At 70.4% G+C, this 13,838-nt stretch carries 17 protein-coding genes and 1 riboswitch; of the genes, 14 read left to right on the top strand and 3 right to left on the bottom strand.

All coding sequences use genetic code 11. The annotated features are described in order from the left end of the window. Positions 1 to 54 precede the first annotated feature (54 nt). From ACZ6O0_RS39060 to ACZ6O0_RS39050, 3 genes are read left to right on the top strand one after another with little or no spacing between them, the layout of a single operon-like run. Positions 55 to 492: a hypothetical protein gene (locus ACZ6O0_RS39060; RefSeq protein WP_465770119.1), complete on the top strand. Its 438-nt coding sequence runs from the start codon at positions 55 to 57 to the stop codon at positions 490 to 492. A gap of 12 nt (positions 493 to 504) precedes the next feature. Next, complete coding sequence (locus ACZ6O0_RS39055) at positions 505 to 915, top strand: thiol-disulfide oxidoreductase DCC family protein (RefSeq protein ID WP_465770118.1); 411 nt, start codon at positions 505 to 507, stop codon at positions 913 to 915. After that, positions 887 to 1,555, top strand: a complete 669-nt coding sequence (locus ACZ6O0_RS39050) for a TetR family transcriptional regulator (RefSeq protein WP_465770117.1) — start codon at positions 887 to 889, stop codon at positions 1,553 to 1,555. Before ACZ6O0_RS39055 ends, ACZ6O0_RS39050 begins: the two co-directional genes overlap by 29 nt. A 182-nt stretch (positions 1,556 to 1,737) precedes the next feature. Here the strand turns inward: ACZ6O0_RS39050 and ACZ6O0_RS39045 are convergent, their stop codons facing one another. Beyond that, positions 1,738 to 2,247, bottom strand: coding sequence for a DinB family protein (locus tag ACZ6O0_RS39045; RefSeq protein WP_465770116.1), 510 nt, complete (start codon positions 2,245 to 2,247; stop codon positions 1,738 to 1,740). Between the two features lie 461 nt (positions 2,248 to 2,708). Between ACZ6O0_RS39045 and ACZ6O0_RS39040 the strand changes: the two genes are divergently transcribed. Next, a complete protein-coding gene (locus ACZ6O0_RS39040; RefSeq protein ID WP_465770115.1) occupies positions 2,709 to 4,244 on the top strand; it encodes a DEAD/DEAH box helicase in 1,536 nt (511 codons plus the stop codon). Positions 4,245 to 4,272: 28 nt separating this feature from the next. On the opposite strand, the gene ACZ6O0_RS39035 is transcribed toward ACZ6O0_RS39040, so the two are convergent. Next, entirely contained in the window at positions 4,273 to 4,824 is a 552-nt protein-coding gene (locus tag ACZ6O0_RS39035; RefSeq protein WP_465770114.1) for a CGNR zinc finger domain-containing protein, read from the bottom strand. A gap of 63 nt (positions 4,825 to 4,887) precedes the next feature. On the opposite strand from ACZ6O0_RS39035, the gene ACZ6O0_RS39030 reads away from it, so the two are divergent. The 4 genes from ACZ6O0_RS39030 to ACZ6O0_RS39015 are packed head-to-tail and all read left to right on the top strand — an operon-like array spanning position 4,888 to position 7,915. Continuing rightward, positions 4,888 to 5,175 carry a carboxymuconolactone decarboxylase family protein gene (locus ACZ6O0_RS39030; RefSeq protein WP_465770113.1) on the top strand — a complete coding sequence of 96 codons (288 nt, stop codon included), beginning with the start codon at positions 4,888 to 4,890 and terminating at the stop codon, positions 5,173 to 5,175. After that, on the top strand, positions 5,172 to 6,080 hold the full coding sequence (locus tag ACZ6O0_RS39025; RefSeq protein WP_465770112.1) for a phosphotriesterase family protein: 909 nt from the start codon (positions 5,172 to 5,174) through the stop codon (positions 6,078 to 6,080). Before ACZ6O0_RS39030 ends, ACZ6O0_RS39025 begins: the two co-directional genes overlap by 4 nt. Positions 6,081 to 6,126: 46 nt before the next feature. After that, entirely contained in the window at positions 6,127 to 6,495 is a 369-nt protein-coding gene (locus tag ACZ6O0_RS39020) for a DUF1304 domain-containing protein (protein ID WP_465770111.1), read from the top strand. A gap of 43 nt (positions 6,496 to 6,538) precedes the next feature. Continuing rightward, positions 6,539 to 7,915 (top strand): MFS transporter, encoded by a 1,377-nt coding sequence (locus tag ACZ6O0_RS39015; RefSeq protein ID WP_465770110.1) that lies wholly within the window; start codon positions 6,539 to 6,541, stop codon positions 7,913 to 7,915. Here ACZ6O0_RS39015 and ACZ6O0_RS39010 read toward each other — a convergent pair. Continuing rightward, the gene (locus ACZ6O0_RS39010) at positions 7,905 to 8,546 is read right to left on the bottom strand and encodes a LysE family translocator (protein ID WP_465770109.1); all 642 of its coding nucleotides are present in this window, start codon (positions 8,544 to 8,546) and stop codon (positions 7,905 to 7,907) included. The two genes, ACZ6O0_RS39015 and ACZ6O0_RS39010, sit on opposite strands and share 11 nt — an antisense overlap. A 678-nt stretch (positions 8,547 to 9,224) precedes the next feature. After that, positions 9,225 to 9,289: riboswitch (cobalamin riboswitch) on the top strand. A 52-nt stretch (positions 9,290 to 9,341) separates the two neighbouring features. Here ACZ6O0_RS39010 and ACZ6O0_RS39005 point away from each other — a divergent pair. The 6 genes from ACZ6O0_RS39005 (at position 9,342) to ACZ6O0_RS38980 (ending at position 13,298) form a co-directional block, all read left to right on the top strand. Further along, the gene (locus tag ACZ6O0_RS39005; protein WP_465770108.1) at positions 9,342 to 9,539 is read left to right on the top strand and encodes a CbtB domain-containing protein; all 198 of its coding nucleotides are present in this window, start codon (positions 9,342 to 9,344) and stop codon (positions 9,537 to 9,539) included. 5 nt (positions 9,540 to 9,544) lie between these two features. Next, on the top strand, positions 9,545 to 10,297 hold the full coding sequence (locus ACZ6O0_RS39000; protein ID WP_465770107.1) for a CbtA family protein: 753 nt from the start codon (positions 9,545 to 9,547) through the stop codon (positions 10,295 to 10,297). After that, positions 10,294 to 10,845 (top strand): histidine phosphatase family protein, encoded by a 552-nt coding sequence (locus ACZ6O0_RS38995; protein WP_465770106.1) that lies wholly within the window; start codon positions 10,294 to 10,296, stop codon positions 10,843 to 10,845. The genes ACZ6O0_RS39000 and ACZ6O0_RS38995 overlap by 4 nt, the downstream gene beginning before the upstream one ends. Before the next feature lie 77 nt (positions 10,846 to 10,922). After that, complete coding sequence (locus ACZ6O0_RS38990) at positions 10,923 to 12,239, top strand: alpha/beta hydrolase (protein WP_465770105.1); 1,317 nt, start codon at positions 10,923 to 10,925, stop codon at positions 12,237 to 12,239. Next, positions 12,236 to 12,607, top strand: coding sequence for a hypothetical protein (locus ACZ6O0_RS38985; RefSeq protein ID WP_465770104.1), 372 nt, complete (start codon positions 12,236 to 12,238; stop codon positions 12,605 to 12,607). The genes ACZ6O0_RS38990 and ACZ6O0_RS38985 overlap by 4 nt, the downstream gene beginning before the upstream one ends. Before the next feature lie 307 nt (positions 12,608 to 12,914). Then, the gene (locus ACZ6O0_RS38980; protein ID WP_465770103.1) at positions 12,915 to 13,298 is read left to right on the top strand and encodes a hypothetical protein; all 384 of its coding nucleotides are present in this window, start codon (positions 12,915 to 12,917) and stop codon (positions 13,296 to 13,298) included. The last annotated feature ends 540 nt before the right edge of the window (positions 13,299 to 13,838 follow it).

The following is a 13,838-nucleotide window of genomic DNA, read 5'->3' as shown; positions in this document are numbered from 1 at the left end:
CGTCGTACGCTCGGCTCGACGATGATTTGAACGTGTTCAAGAAGTGGGGACGAGATGAACTTGACCGTGACGACGTACCTGATCTACCTGCTGGTCGCGGTGCCGCTGACGATCTGGGTGGCCCGGACGCTGAGCCGGAACGGCCGGATCTTCCTGATCGACGTGTTCCACGGCAACGAGGACTTCGCCGACGCGGTGAACCGGCTGCTGGTGGTCGGGTTCTACCTGGTCAACCTCGGCTTCGTGACGCTGTTCCTGCGCGGCGGCAGCGCGGTGGCCGACGCCCGTGGGGTGTTCGAGCAGCTGAGCGTGAAGCTCGGGACCGTGATGGTCGTGCTCGGGGTGCTGCACCTGTCGAACGTCTGGATCTTCAACGCGATCCGCCGCCGCAGCCGGATCGAGCAGATGACCAACCCACCGGTCCCGCCGAACGGCGTCATCCCGGCCGGTGCGCTGACCGGCACCGAGCCCCCGTTGCCGGCTGGGTACTGAGCGGTTGTCGTCATGCAGGAGCTGACCGTTCTGTACGACGCGCAGTGTGGACTGTGCCGCCGGTTCAAGGACTGGCTGGCGGCGCAGCGGCCGGCGCCGAACGGGAGGGGAGGGGTGGTGCGCCTGCGGTTCGTCGCGGCGGGGTCGACGGACGCGCGGGCGCTCTACCCGTCGCTCGACCACGACGCGACACTGCGGGAGGTGACGGTGGTCGCCGACGACGGGTCCGTGTACGTCGGCGACCGGGCGTGGATCGTGTGCCTGTGGAGTACGTGGGAGCACCGGCACACCGCCGTACGGCTGGCGAGCCCGGCCATGCGGCCGGTGGCGCGGGCCATGGTCCAGGCGGCCGCGGGGCTGCGGCGTTTGAACGGAGGTGACTACGCTGACCGATGTGACGGAGAGTGCGACCGCCAAGGGTGAGCAGACCCGGGAGCTGATCCTGTCCACCGCGCTGCGGCTGTTCCGCTCGCAGGGATACGCCAAGACGACGATGCGCGCGATCGCCACCGAGGCGGGAGTCTCGGTCGGCAACGCGTACTACTACTACGGCTCCAAAGAGCACCTGATGCAGGCGTACTACGACCACCTGCAGGTGCAGCACCGCGAGGCCGTCGAGTCGATCCTGACAACCGAGAAGGCGTTCGTACCGCGGATGACCGGCGTACTCCGGACCTGGCTCGACGTCGCCGCGCCGTACCACGAGTTCGCCGGGACGTTCTTCAAGACCGCCGCGGACCCGAAGAGCCCGCTGTCCCCCTTCAGCCCCGAGTCCCGACCCGCCCGCGACGCCAGCGTCGAGATCTTCCGCCGCGTCGTCGACGGCTCCGACCTCAAACTCCCCGCCGACCTGAAAGCCGAACTCCCCGAACTCCTCTGGCTCCTCCAGATGGGCATAGTCCTCTTCTGGGTCCACGACTCCAGCGAAAACCTCCACCGCACGAAAACCCTGATAGACAGATCGGTCCCACTCGTCGACCGCCTCCTCCGCCTCACCCGAATCCCCGGCGTCCGAGGCGTGGTCAACGACCTCGTCGGCCTGATCCGCTCCATCAAGCCGTAGGTTCTTCCCCACGCGCGCTACGCGGCCACTCCTCCATCGCGCCCGCTACGCGCGCTCCCACCCACCCGAACCTTTGCGGGCGGCTGCCGCCTCGCGTACTCCTGCAGGGTCGGCGCTCGCTTGTTGAGCGCGCGTCAGGTGTCGCGTGACTGCTTACCCACCCGCAGTCACCCCGCGACCATCTACTCGCCGGTGTGGCCGTCGAGGCGTTCTCGGAGGAGGTCGGCGTGGCCGTTGTGGCGGGCGTATTCCTCGATCATGTGGATGTAGAGGTAGCGGACGGAGTAGGCGCCTTCGTGGTTCGGGCGGGTGAAGGTGTCGTCGAGGGTGTGGTGGGCGGCTAGCTCGTCGGAGGTTCTGACGGTTTGGCGGTAGTCCTCGAGGTCCTGCTCGGCTTGCGCGGGGTCCGCGAGGTCGAAGTCGCCGTCGGGGTGTTCGGCGGTCCAGAACTTCGGCTCGGCGGGGACCTGGGCGAGCGCTCGGTGGAACCAGTACTTCTCGACCTCGGTCAGGTGCCGGACCAGACCAATCAGTGACATGCTGGACGGCTCGACGGTGCGCTGGACGAGTTGGTCGCCGGTGAGGCCGGACACCTTCCAGAGCAGCGTGCCGCGGTGGAAATCGAGGAATCCCTGCAGGAGTTCGCGTTCGCCGGCGGCGGTGGGCGGATCCAGTCGAAACTGTGTCGTCACGAGCCAGAACCTAACCCATGTGACGAGCGTCCTGTGGAAACCCTGCAAGGGTTCGGACCCGCGTGCCGTAGACTGTTGACGACGGCCCGCCCAGTTCTGCCTCGGGCCGGAGAGCGCAAACACGTTGCGCCGGCAGTCGACCACCACGCGCCGCGGCACCCAACAGCAGCCGCGCCGGGCAGGACGACCCACGACTTTCTTTGGAGCATTGCATGGCGGCCAGCCGCCCCACGTCCACATCCCCCCAGAAACAATCCACTTCCCAGCAGTCCGGTCCGCGGAGCGCAACCAGCACACCGCGCAACGATTCGGCGCAACCACGCCGCCGCAGCAGATCCGGTGCCCGACGCAACAAATCCGCCGCCGACGCGCCACTCTTCGGCCCGCCTGCCGGCACCGCGGGTCGCGGCTCCCGTCACTCGAAGGTTGCTGAGAGCAACAACGCCGTCACGTACGACGAGGTGGCGCCGATCGTTGTCCCGGACAACCTCACGTTCGCCGACCTCGGCGTCCCCGCTTCCCTGGTGGCCGCGCTCGCGACCGTCGGCGTGTCCAAGCCGTTCCCGATCCAGGCGGCGACGTTGCCGGATTCGCTGGCCGGCAAGGACGTTCTCGGTCGCGGCCGGACCGGATCGGGCAAGACGTACGCGTTCGTCCTGCCGGTCCTGGCCCGCCTCGCCGCGAGCCGGACCAAGCGCCGGCCGAACCACCCGCGCGCGCTGATCCTCGCCCCGACCCGCGAGCTCGCGACCCAGATCCAGGCGTCGATCACGCCGCTCGCCGACGCGCTCGACCTGCGCACGATGACGGTCTTCGGCGGCGTCGGTCACGGCCCGCAGATCACCGGGCTGCGGAAGGGCGCCGACATCGTCGTCGCCTGCCCGGGCCGGCTCGAGGACCACGTCCAGGCCGGGCACGCGAAACTCGACGCGGTCGAGATCACCGTGCTCGACGAGGCCGACCACATGGCCGATCTCGGCTTCCTGCCCGCGGTACGGCGAATTCTCGAGGCGACCCCGTCGACCGCCCAGCGGCTGCTGTTCTCGGCCACGCTGGACGCCGGCGTCGACGTACTCGTCCAGCGCTTCATGACCGACCCGGTCACGCACAGCGTCGACTCGGCGCAGTCGCCGGTCGCGAAGATGACGCACCACGTCCTGCACGTGAAGGCCGACACCCGGCTGCCGGTGCTCGTCGACCTGACCGCCGCCCCCGGGCGTTCGCTGGTTTTCACGAGGACGAAGTACGGCGCGAAGGCGCTGACGAAGAAGCTGATCGCGCAGGGCGTGCCGGCCGTCGAGTTGCATGGCAACCTGTCGCAGGGCGCCCGTACGCGGAACTTGGAGGCGTTTGCCGCCGGTACGGCGAAGACGCTGGTCGCGACCGACATCGCGGCTCGTGGGATCCACGTCGACGATGTCGCGCTGGTCATCCACGCGGATCCGCCGATCGAGCACAAGGCGTACTTGCACCGCTCGGGGCGGACTGCTCGCGCGGGAGCAGAGGGTACGGTCGTCACGCTGATGACCGATGACCAGGTTCGCGATGTCCGCGACCTCACCCGTAAGGCCGGCATCGCGCCGACGGTCACCAAGCTCACGTCGGGTGACCCGCTGCTGACCGAGCTGGCTCCCGGCGAGCGCACGTTCGTCGAGCCGTCCGCCAAGCCCGACCAGCCGGCCCGAGTCGAGGGATCGGGCGGTCGTGGCTCCGGTCGAGGCAACCGCCGCCGCGCTGCGGGTGCAGCCAAGCCGGCGACCGACCAGGGCACATCCCGGGGCTCGGCCGCTTCGGGCCGCTCGTCCCAGTCGTCTCCGTCGGGTCGCTCCACCCAGCCGTCTCGCGCGGCCCGCGGTGGCGGTCGTTCGAAGTCCCGCGCAGGCTCCGGCGGCGCGAAGACCTACACCACGACCACGCCGGGCTCCGCGGCCCGCCCAGCCGGAGCCGCCGCATTCTCCGCCGGCACCCGCGCCGGCAGTTCCCGCCGCGGTCGCTAGACCCGCACTATCCAAACGAAAGGCCCAGTCACTCCGACTGGGCCTTTCTGGCGCGGTGGGCCCGGACTCGGCCTCGGCTGGCGCAGGCGGGGTTGGGGCACCAGCGGCGGCGGCCGGTGGTGTCCAGGAAGACGCCTCGGCAGTCGGACTCGGAGCACGCGAGGAGGAAGGTGCGCTCCGGGCCGGTCAAGTGATCGACTGCCTGGCGGGCGATTCGGCGAAGTGCGTCGGCGGTGGTGGCGGGCCGGCTGCGGACCAAGCGGTCGGTCACCGTCAGCGTGACCGGATCGGCGTCGAGAAAGCGACTGAGCGCTGCAACCGGCTCAGGATCCGGCGCCACACCGTCGACTGTCGCGAGCGCGATCGGCCGCAGCGTTTCGCGAAGGTCCCACGCAGCCTCGAGATCCGTCGCCCGCACCGCATGCGTCGGCCGCAGCTCGACCAGCGCCAGCCACTCGGCAAGACGCTCGACCGTCGGCACCCGCTCGACCGGGTGCTCCCCGAAATGCGTTCCCCGCGTGGCGAGCAGGTTCAGCCACGTCGCGCCACAGTCCAGCCGGAACTCCCTGCGATCAACCACCTGGACATCGTAACGCCTCACCCGTTACGTTGGTAACGGTTCAGCCGTTACAAGGAGGATGCGATGCGGGACGCCGTACTCGACCGGACCGCCGGCCGCGAACTGCTCGACCAACTGCAGGACCTCGCGCTCAGGGAGGCGACATTCGCGCCGCTGGAACACAACCTGGCCGCACTCACCGCCCTGGGCGGCGTCGAGCCCCAGTTGGCCGGTCACATCCGCACCAGCCTCCGGATCGGCATGAGCCCGGCCGAGATCGCCGAGGTCCATCCAGCGCCGTACGTCGGTGTGCCGAAGGCGCTCGCCGGACTCCGGCTCGGCACGGCCGCCCTCGCCGAGGAAGAGTCGTGATCCGCACCGTTCTGGGTGACCTGCGACCCGAAGCGCTCGGCATCACCGACTCCCACGACCATCTGTTCTTCCGTTCGGTGATGCTGCCCGGGCAGGAGCTGGACGACGAGGCTGCCGCGGTGGCCGAAATCGAGGCGTTCGCGGCGGCCGGTGGACAGGCGATCGTGCAGTGGACGCCACACGGGTTGGGCCGCCGAGCTGAGCTGTTGCCCGGAATCTCGACCAGCACAGGGGTTTCGTTGATCGCGGCAACGGGACTGCATCGCCGGGAGCATTACCCGGAGGGCTTCGTGGACAAGGTACGCGACGGCCTGGCCGAGATCTTCGTGCGCGAGCTGACCGTTGGCATCGGCAACAGTTCGGTCCGGGCCGGAGTGATCAAGGTGGCCGGTGGGTTCCACGTACTGGATGCGCACGCCGAGTTGGTGATGCGGGCGGCGGCCGAGGCGCATCACGTGACCGGCGCGCCGATCGCGATCCATCACGAGCTCGGTTCCGCGGCGGACGCCGTACTGGATCTGCTGGTCGACGAGCTCGACGTACCGCCGTCGGCGGTGATCCTCGGGCATCTCAACCGGTTCCCCGACCACCGCGCGCATCTCGAGTTGGCCGAGCGGGGTGCGTGGCTGGCGTTCGACGGGCCGTCGCGGGCGAACAGCGCGACCGATCCGCGGCTGATGGACTGCCTGGCCGCGCTCGTCGACGCGGGGTACGCCGATCGGCTGCTGCTCGGCGGCGACACGACGACCGCCCGCGCCCGCGCGTCCACGGGTGAAGGACCCGGGATGCCGTTCCTGCTCACCCGTCTCCGGCCCCGGATCGAGCGTCACTTGGGCGCCGAGGTGGCCGAAGCGGTCTTCAGGACCAACCCGGCGCGGGCGTTCAGCGTCGACTGGCGGGGCTGACGGCGGGTCGCGAGTCGCGCGGGCCGAGCGACGGTACGGTTCGCGCATGAGCGTGATCGCGCAGATCTTCGTCGTGCTGGCCGGGGTGTTCCATGTCGCGGTGTTCGCGATGGAGAGCCTGCTGTTCCGCAAGCCGAGCACTTACAAGCGGTTCCTGATCAAGGACGAGACCGAGGCCGCGGCGGCCGCGCCCTGGGCGTTCAACCAGGGCTTCTACAACCTCTTCCTGGCCATCGGCGCGCTCGGCGGCCTGATCTGGGGCGGCGACAAGGGCCACGCCATCGCACTGTTCGCGTGTGCGTGCATGGCGGGTGCCGGCATCGTGCTGATCGCGTCCGACCGGCGGATGGCCCGCGCCGGCGCGACCCAGGCCGTCCCGCCGATCATCGCGCTGGTGCTCGCCGCGGTTCTCTGACGGGCTTGACTTAAAGCCCACTTGATGTCCGAAGGTTCTCGGCATGACCACCGCTGCCGAGCCCGCCACCGCACCGACCGTTGACTCAGGCGGCGTACTCGCGCCGCAGTACCGAGCCCTCACGGTCGGCATGGTCGCGCTGATCACCCTGGTCGCGTTCGAGTCCCTCGCCGTCACGACCGCGATGCCGACGGTCGCGCAGGCCCTGGACGGGCTCAGCCTGTACGCGCTCGCGTTCGGCGGCCCGCTCGCCTCCGGCGTGGTCGCGATGGTGGTCTCCGGCACCTGGAGCGACCTCAAGGGCCCGACCCGCCCGCTCTGGCACGGCACCGCGTGGTTTCTGGCCGGTCTGATCATCGCCGGGCTGGCTCCGAGCATGGAGGTCCTGGTCGCCGGCCGGATCATCCAAGGCTTCGGCTCCGGCTTGCTGACGGTCGCCTTGTACGTCGTCGTCGGGCAGTTGTACCCGGCCCGGTTGCGTCCGCGGATCTTCGCCGCCTTCGCCACTGGTTGGGTCGTCCCGTCACTGGTTGGTCCCGCGATCGCGGGCCTGATCGTCGAGCACACCAGTTGGCGGATCGTCTTCCTCGCCGTACCGGCGCTCGCGATCCCGGCCGCCCTCGTGATGCGGCCCGGTCTGGCCCGCGGCAGTGCTCACGAGGCACGCCCGGGACGGCTGTGGGACAAGCGGGCGCTCTGGGCGATCGCGGCCGCGGTCGGCGTTGGCCTGCTGCACTACGGTGGCCAGCAGCGCAGCGTACTCCAGCTTGTCCTGCTGGCGGTCGGTCTGGCCGGGGTGATCGCGTTCGCACCGCGGCTGCTGCCCAGTGGGACGTTCACGTTCGGACGCGGTCTGCCGTCGGTGATCGCACTGCGCGGTCTGGTGGCGGCGGCCGGCTTCGGCGCCGAGGTGTTCCTGCCGTTGATGCTCACCCGGGAGCGCGGCCTGTCGCCGGCGCTTGCGGGGCTGGTGCTGACCGTGAGTGCGCTGAGCTGGACCGCCGCCTCCTGGTACCGCGGCCGGCCGAACCAGCCGTTCTCGCACGCGGTCTTCCTGCAGGCCGGCATGGTCTTCATCCTGCTCGGCATCGTCACCGCGGCGTTGACCCTCAACTCGCAGGTGCCGGTTGTCGTCGGCATCCTGGGCTGGAGCCTTACCGGGCTCGGCATGGGTACGGTCTTCCCGACGCTGTCGGTGCTCGTCCTCGAGTACTCGGAGCGCGATCAGCAGGGTGCCAACAGTTCCGCGCTGCAGCTGAGCGACTCGTTGGCCACGGCAACGGTCCTGGCGGTCGGTGGATCGCTGTTCGCCGCGCTCGAGCCGCACTCCGCGATCACGGCGTACCTGGTGGCCTTCGGGCTCCCGGCTCTGCTCGCGCTGCTCGGCGTACAGGCGGGCCGGCGGACAGCTACTCCTTAGAACCCGTCACGGCGATGCTGGCGCCGAGGCCGATGATCATCAGGCCGCCGGTCCCGCCGACGAGCTCGAGCCGGCGCGGGGAGCGCGCGAACCACTCGCGAGCCGTTCCGGCCACGAGCGCCCAGACGCTGTCCGAGCAGAGCGCGATCAGGATGAAGATCAGGCCGAGGACGAGGATCTGCAGCCACGCCGGGCTGCTCGCGCCCTTGTCCACGAACTGCGGCAGGACCGCGGCGAAGAACACCGCGGTCTTGGCGTTCGTGAGCCCGACCAGGAAGCCCTGCCGGAGAGTACGGCGGGTGTTGCCCGGCTTCACGCCACTCGTCATCGCCTCGACCAGCGACTTCCGGGTCCGGAACGCGTGCACGCCGAGATAGATCAGGTACGCCGCTCCCGCCAGCTTCACGACGGTCAGGGCGATGGCGCTGGCCGCGATCAGGGTGCCGAGCCCGAGCGAGACCAGCACCAGCAGTACGGACGCGCCGACGGTGTTGCCGACCATCGTCAGCACCGCCTCCCGCCGCCCTACCGCGAGCGCCCGTCCGACGATGAACAGCACACTCGGCCCGGGCACGACGATGATGATGAACGCGGTGATCGCGAACGCGACCAGGTGATGAGCGGACGGCATCTCCTCAGGGTAGTGGGATCTGGTCCGCCCCCGCGTGCTCCGCGGGCGCTTCCTTCGTCGCTACGCTCCTCAGCGCGCCCGCTCCGCGCGCTCCCACCCACCCCCCGGCTCATCGCCGGTGCGTTGTTGCCGGCTGTCGCCGGTGCATCCCCTTCCGGCTACCGCCGGGCCCCTGCCGGCTGCCGCCGGGCCGTGCCGGCTGCCGCCGCCGGGGGTGCGAGCTGCCGCTCGCGAGCGACTGCTCGGCTGGTGCCCTTGGGGAGCGGACCGGGGTGACGAGGAACCGGGGAGCCGACGCCTGCCGGACCCACACCCCGAGGTCTCGTCCCAGCTCAACCGTTCGGGTGGACGTCCCGCTGTGGCCGTGTCGTGAACCCGTCCCCCCAGTTGTCCAGCCGATACGCGCTGGCGTGGTGGTTGCTCGCGAGCGGTAGCGAGCAGCTGGCGGGCGGCAGCCCGCGCGGCCCGGCGGTAGCCGGAAGGGGATGCACCGGCGATGAGCCGAGGGGCGGGTGGGAGCGCGCGGAGCGGGCGCGCTGGGGAGCGCAGCGACGAAGGAAGCGCCGGCGGAGCACGCGAGGGGTGATCGGGTGGGATAGATCACCGCCACGCCGTGATCCGTTGACCGGTGTCTTGGCCGGGCTCTACGGTTCGAAGGACAAACTGCGGTGCCATGAGGGAAGCCGGTGAGAGTCCGGCACGGCCGCGCCACTGTGAGCGAGCTTGCTCGTGAGTCAGGACGCTCGGGTACCAGCAGCCTTTCGAAGGGGACGCGCACTTCCCCAGGAGGTTCAGATGGCAGCTCCTGCCCGCTCGGTCGCCGTACCGGCATTCTCTCCCCGGCTTCTCGCCGTCGCGCTGCTCAGCGTCGGTCTGATGCTTCTGCTCGCCTACCTGGTCGGGTTCGACCAGGGCGCGGTCTCCCAGTCCGGGATGTACCTGCACGAGCTGATGCATGACGGCCGCCACCTACTCGGCGTGCCCTGCCACTAGATCTCATGCGCACCTTCGGATCGCTCCTGGTGCGCGGACTGATCGTCGGACTCTTCGCCGGCCTCCTGGCCGGGACCTTCGCCTATGTGATGGGTGAACCGCGTGTCGACGCGGCCATCGCGATCGAAGAGGCCGGTGCCGCGCACACCCACGACCATGGCGACAGCGCTGAGCCTGCCGCCGAAGAAGAGAAGCCGCTCGTCAGCCGCGAGGGCCAGAAGGCCGGTCTCTTCCTTGCCACCAGCCTGTACGGCGTCGCCCTCGGCGGACTGTTCGCCGTCGGCTTCACCCTGCTCCGGCGCAAGCTCCGGACCGAGAACGACGCGTACGCCGCGCTCGGCCTGGCCGCGGCCGGATTCGTCGGGATGGTGCTGGTGCCGTTCCTGAAGTACCCACCGAACCCACCCGCGGTCGGCGACCCGGACACGATCACCCGCCGGACGGTCACGTACCTGCTCACGCTGGTGATCGGTCTGCTCGCGGTCTGGGCCGGCGTCGCGGCGTCCCGCTGGGCCGAGCGGTACGGCGACCTCGCCCGGCTCGCCGGTGGGGTGATCGGCTTCCTCGTCACGATCGTGGCGGCGTACCTGATCCTGCCGCGAATCAACGAGGTTCCGGAGACGTTCCCCGCTACGCTGCTGTGGCAGTTCCGGTTCGCCTCGCTCGGTACGCAGGCGACGCTGTGGCTCCTGCTCGGCTTCGGGTACGCCGCCACGGTGGACCGCCGGCTCGTCCGACAGAAGGTGGTCGCCGCTTGACGGCCTTGACACTCCTCGCGCATGCGTTGACACCCGCGCTGCGTGGACTCGTGCTCGGCGGCGACGCCGAGCCGGATCCCGCGAGTGTCGAGGCTGCCGGCGAGCTGAAGCTCCACGCCGACGCGGTGTACGCCGGCCCCGAGCGCGCCGCCGTACGCACTGCCGAGGCGCTCGGCCTGACCCCGGTCGTCGAGCCGGCCCTGCGGGACCGTGAGTACGGCGACTGGGCGGGTCGCGGCCTCGAGGAGTTGCTCGCGACGGACCCGCAGCGGGTGTCGGCCTGGCTCGAGCGCCCGCACACCGCGACCCCGGGCGGCGAGACCGAGAACGACGTGCTCGCCCGCGTGGCCGACTGGCTCGGGGACCTGGCCGAGCGTCATGACGATCGCAGCACGGTGCTGGCGATCGTCCATCCCGCGATCGCCCGAGCCGTCGTCCTGTACGTGGTCGACGCGCCCGCCGAGTCGCTGCGCCACGTCGACGTACGTCCGCTGGCCACCGTCAACCTCTCGCACCACACCGGGAACTGGTCCCTCGCCTTCCGCTGACCGAGTGAGCCTCTGACCTGTCAGACTGCCCTCAGCCGATCTCACGCCCAGGTGATCGGCTGTCACGGGGAGTCGCGATGGATCAGCTTGCTGAGCGGTACCGCGCCAATCACGCCCGGCTCGTCGCTGCCCGGGACCGCCTTCAGGCCGCGGTCGACACGGGGACGGCGAACGATGACGACCGACGGCGGCTGGAGACTGTCGCCGAGCTTCTGACCCCGGTCACGGGTACGGCGGTCGATGCCGAGGGCAAGGTCGTCGAGGTCCGGCGGCCCCGTCAGTTCCTCGAGGTGGATCCCGATGGCCAGGGCCGGGCGGTGGAGGTGCTCGGCGAGCTCGATCAGGCGCAGAACGTCGCCGTCCTGGTCCCCGGGATGGGCAACAGCCTGGACACGTTCCGCGGGCAGTCGGACCGTGGCGACCTGATCCGGCAGGAGTCGGGTCCGGGTACGGCCGTGGTGGTGTGGCTCGATTACGACTCGCCGAAGGGTCTGGTGGCGGCAGCGAGCAAGCAGGCGGCGTTGGCCGGCGGGCCACGGCTGGCTCAGTTCCTGACTGATCTCGAGGCAGTGAAGGCGCCCGAGGCGAAGACCACGCTGATCGGTCACTCCTACGGCACCGACGTGGTCGGGCAGGCGCTCCTTCGCGGTGGACGGGCCGATCGGGTGGTCCTGACCGGGTCGCCGGGAATCACGAAGTACATCGACGAGGCGGCTGATTTCGTGCCGACCCCGACCCGCCTGTACGTCGAACGCGCGCCCGGGGACTATGTTGCGTACACCGCGTGGCACGGACCCGATCCGGCCACCTTCCCGGACGCGATCAGGATGGCGACCAACGATCCGCTGGCCAACGACGAGGCGGTGTCGGTGCACTGGCACAACGAGTACTACCGCCCGAACAGCGAGGCCCTGCGCAACATCGGCCGGGTCGTCCGCGGCGACCTGGCCGCCATCACGACCACCGGCACCAGCCGATCGGCCGAGACCAAACTCCTCCTCGGCGCCTCCTGGGGCGACCCGTTGAAGACGATCGCCGGCGCAGCCTCAAAGGTGTACGACGGGATCGCATCGCTCACCAAGCCGTCCCAGTCCTCCGCCCAAGCCGCCGCCTCACAGACCTCCGCCCAGGGCCCCGCGTCGCGGACCTCCGCCCAGGGCCCCGCGTCGCGGAACTCCGCCCAGGGCCCCGCGTCGCGGAACTCCGCCCAGGGCCCCGCGTCGCGGAACTCCGCCCAGGGCCCCGCGTCGCGGAACTCCGCCCAAGGCCCCGCGTCACGGACCTCCGCCGAAACCGGCGCGGCGCAGGCGTCCGCCCGGGATGCCGCCGGGCGGGGCGTGACCGGCCGGCCGGGCGCCGCCCGGTCCCGGCAGTCGGAAGGGCCGCGGCGATGACGGGCGAGCGGGAGTTCCTCCGGGGTGAGTTGCTGGCGGTCGCGGCAGCCGTCGTACCGGATCAGCAGCCGGTGGTCACGCACGACCCCGGTCCGGTGAATCCGGGTGTCCTGTTCGACGGTCGCGGATCCGCGATCATCCACAGGATCACCGTCGAGACCGGCAACCCACGGACCCCGGATCCAGCCGCCGCCGTCGACGCCGCGGCGGATGCCTTCCGGTCCAGAGGCTGGACGGCCGAGGTCGCACCCCCGGAGAACGGTCACTACCGCGTCATCGCGACCCGAGCCGGCTTCGACGTCGCCGTACACGCCTGGTCGACAGACTGGCGGATCACACTCACCGGCGAGACCCCGGTCACAACCTGACGAATCCGGGCCGGCGGATCACTTGACCGGGGAGATCCCGCTCGCGACTGACGAACCGGGGGCACCTTGACCGGGGGAGACCCCGGTCGCAACCTGACGAATCCCGGCTGGCGGATCACCTAACCGGGAGACTCGGCTCGCGACCGACGAACCGGGCGTGGCGGATCACCTGACTGGGGAGACCCCGGCTTGCGGAGGTGACGAAGTGCGGCTGGTTGATCACGTTCTCACTGGGGACTTCGGTCGGGATGTGAAGAAACGCGGCTGGGCGTCGCGGTGGGTTGGCGGCAAGGTGTATGACGGGGTTGTGACGCTGACCGAAGCCCGCAACTACCTCCGCTCGGAACTCCTCGCGGTGGCGGCGACCGTCGTACCGGCCCAGACGCCGATGGTGACCCACGACGTCGGCCCGGTGAACCAGGGTGCCCTCTCCGACGACCGCGGCCGCGAGTCCGTCTGCGAGATCACGGTCGAGACCGGCGACCCGACCACGCCCGACGCGGAAGCCCAGTTCAGCTTCGCCGCCGAGACCCTCGAGGCCCGCGGCTGGAAGGTCGTCCTCGCCCCCGTCGCCGACGGCCACCACCACCTCACCGCCCAGCGCAACGGCTACGACCTCACCGTCGACGCCCGCACCACCGACTGGCGCCTCACCTTCACCGGCCAAACCCCGTACGTCGACGACCTCTGAGCTGCCGCGGTCCAGCCCCCGCGTGCTACGCGGCCACTCCTTCGTCGCACCCGCTCCGCGCGCTCCCACCCACCCCGAGGTTCCCTGCGCGCTGCCGCCCCGCGGTTCGCCCCGCTACCGCCGGGCGGTTTGCGGGCTGCCGCCGCCCGCGGTGTGCGGTGCTGGCGCCCCGCCGTTTGCCCGGCTGTCGCCGCGTGGTGTGCGGTGCTATCGCCCCGCGTTGCGTGGGCTGCCGCCCGCGGTGTGCGCCGCTCCTTCGTCGCGCGGGGTTGACTGCTTGGCCGGCGTGATCCGGCGGGCGACTGCCCGTGACGGGAGTTTGAAGTCCTGCTGCATGCCCAGAGGACGAAGGTCCCCACGTCATGACGGTTGGTCCGCGAACGGGCGCCGGCCGCAGCCGTCAACCGCGCGCGACGCAGGAGCCGCGCAGCGCGCGGGGCGGTAGAGTTGCGTCCAGCAGAGTGGTGTACGACGAGATCCCGGTGGGCGCGTCGCGGGGAACGTGAACGCGGTCATCGGGTGATCCTTCGAGTGATCTCT

The organism is Kribbella sp. NPDC048837, assembly GCF_055586945.1.
The sequence above is the reverse complement of the archived record's forward strand: the minus strand, read 5'-3'. Positions and strand labels throughout refer to the sequence as shown.

Excerpts from the sequence above, each read along its gene's own strand:
- ACZ6O0_RS39060 (WP_465770119.1), top strand. The coding sequence starts at position 55 with ATGAACTTGACCGTGACGACGTACCTGATCTACCTGCTGGTCGCGGTG.
- ACZ6O0_RS39055 (WP_465770118.1), top strand. The coding sequence starts at position 505 with ATGCAGGAGCTGACCGTTCTGTACGACGCGCAGTGTGGACTGTGCCGC.
- ACZ6O0_RS39030 (WP_465770113.1), top strand. The coding sequence starts at position 4,888 with ATGCGGGACGCCGTACTCGACCGGACCGCCGGCCGCGAACTGCTCGAC.
- ACZ6O0_RS39020 (WP_465770111.1), top strand. The coding sequence starts at position 6,127 with ATGAGCGTGATCGCGCAGATCTTCGTCGTGCTGGCCGGGGTGTTCCAT.
- ACZ6O0_RS39015 (WP_465770110.1), top strand. The coding sequence starts at position 6,539 with ATGACCACCGCTGCCGAGCCCGCCACCGCACCGACCGTTGACTCAGGC.
- ACZ6O0_RS39010 (WP_465770109.1), bottom strand. The coding sequence starts at position 8,546 with ATGCCGTCCGCTCATCACCTGGTCGCGTTCGCGATCACCGCGTTCATC.
- ACZ6O0_RS39005 (WP_465770108.1), top strand. The coding sequence starts at position 9,342 with ATGGCAGCTCCTGCCCGCTCGGTCGCCGTACCGGCATTCTCTCCCCGG.
- ACZ6O0_RS39000 (WP_465770107.1), top strand. The coding sequence starts at position 9,545 with ATGCGCACCTTCGGATCGCTCCTGGTGCGCGGACTGATCGTCGGACTC.
- ACZ6O0_RS38990 (WP_465770105.1), top strand. The coding sequence starts at position 10,923 with ATGGATCAGCTTGCTGAGCGGTACCGCGCCAATCACGCCCGGCTCGTC.
- ACZ6O0_RS38985 (WP_465770104.1), top strand. The coding sequence starts at position 12,236 with ATGACGGGCGAGCGGGAGTTCCTCCGGGGTGAGTTGCTGGCGGTCGCG.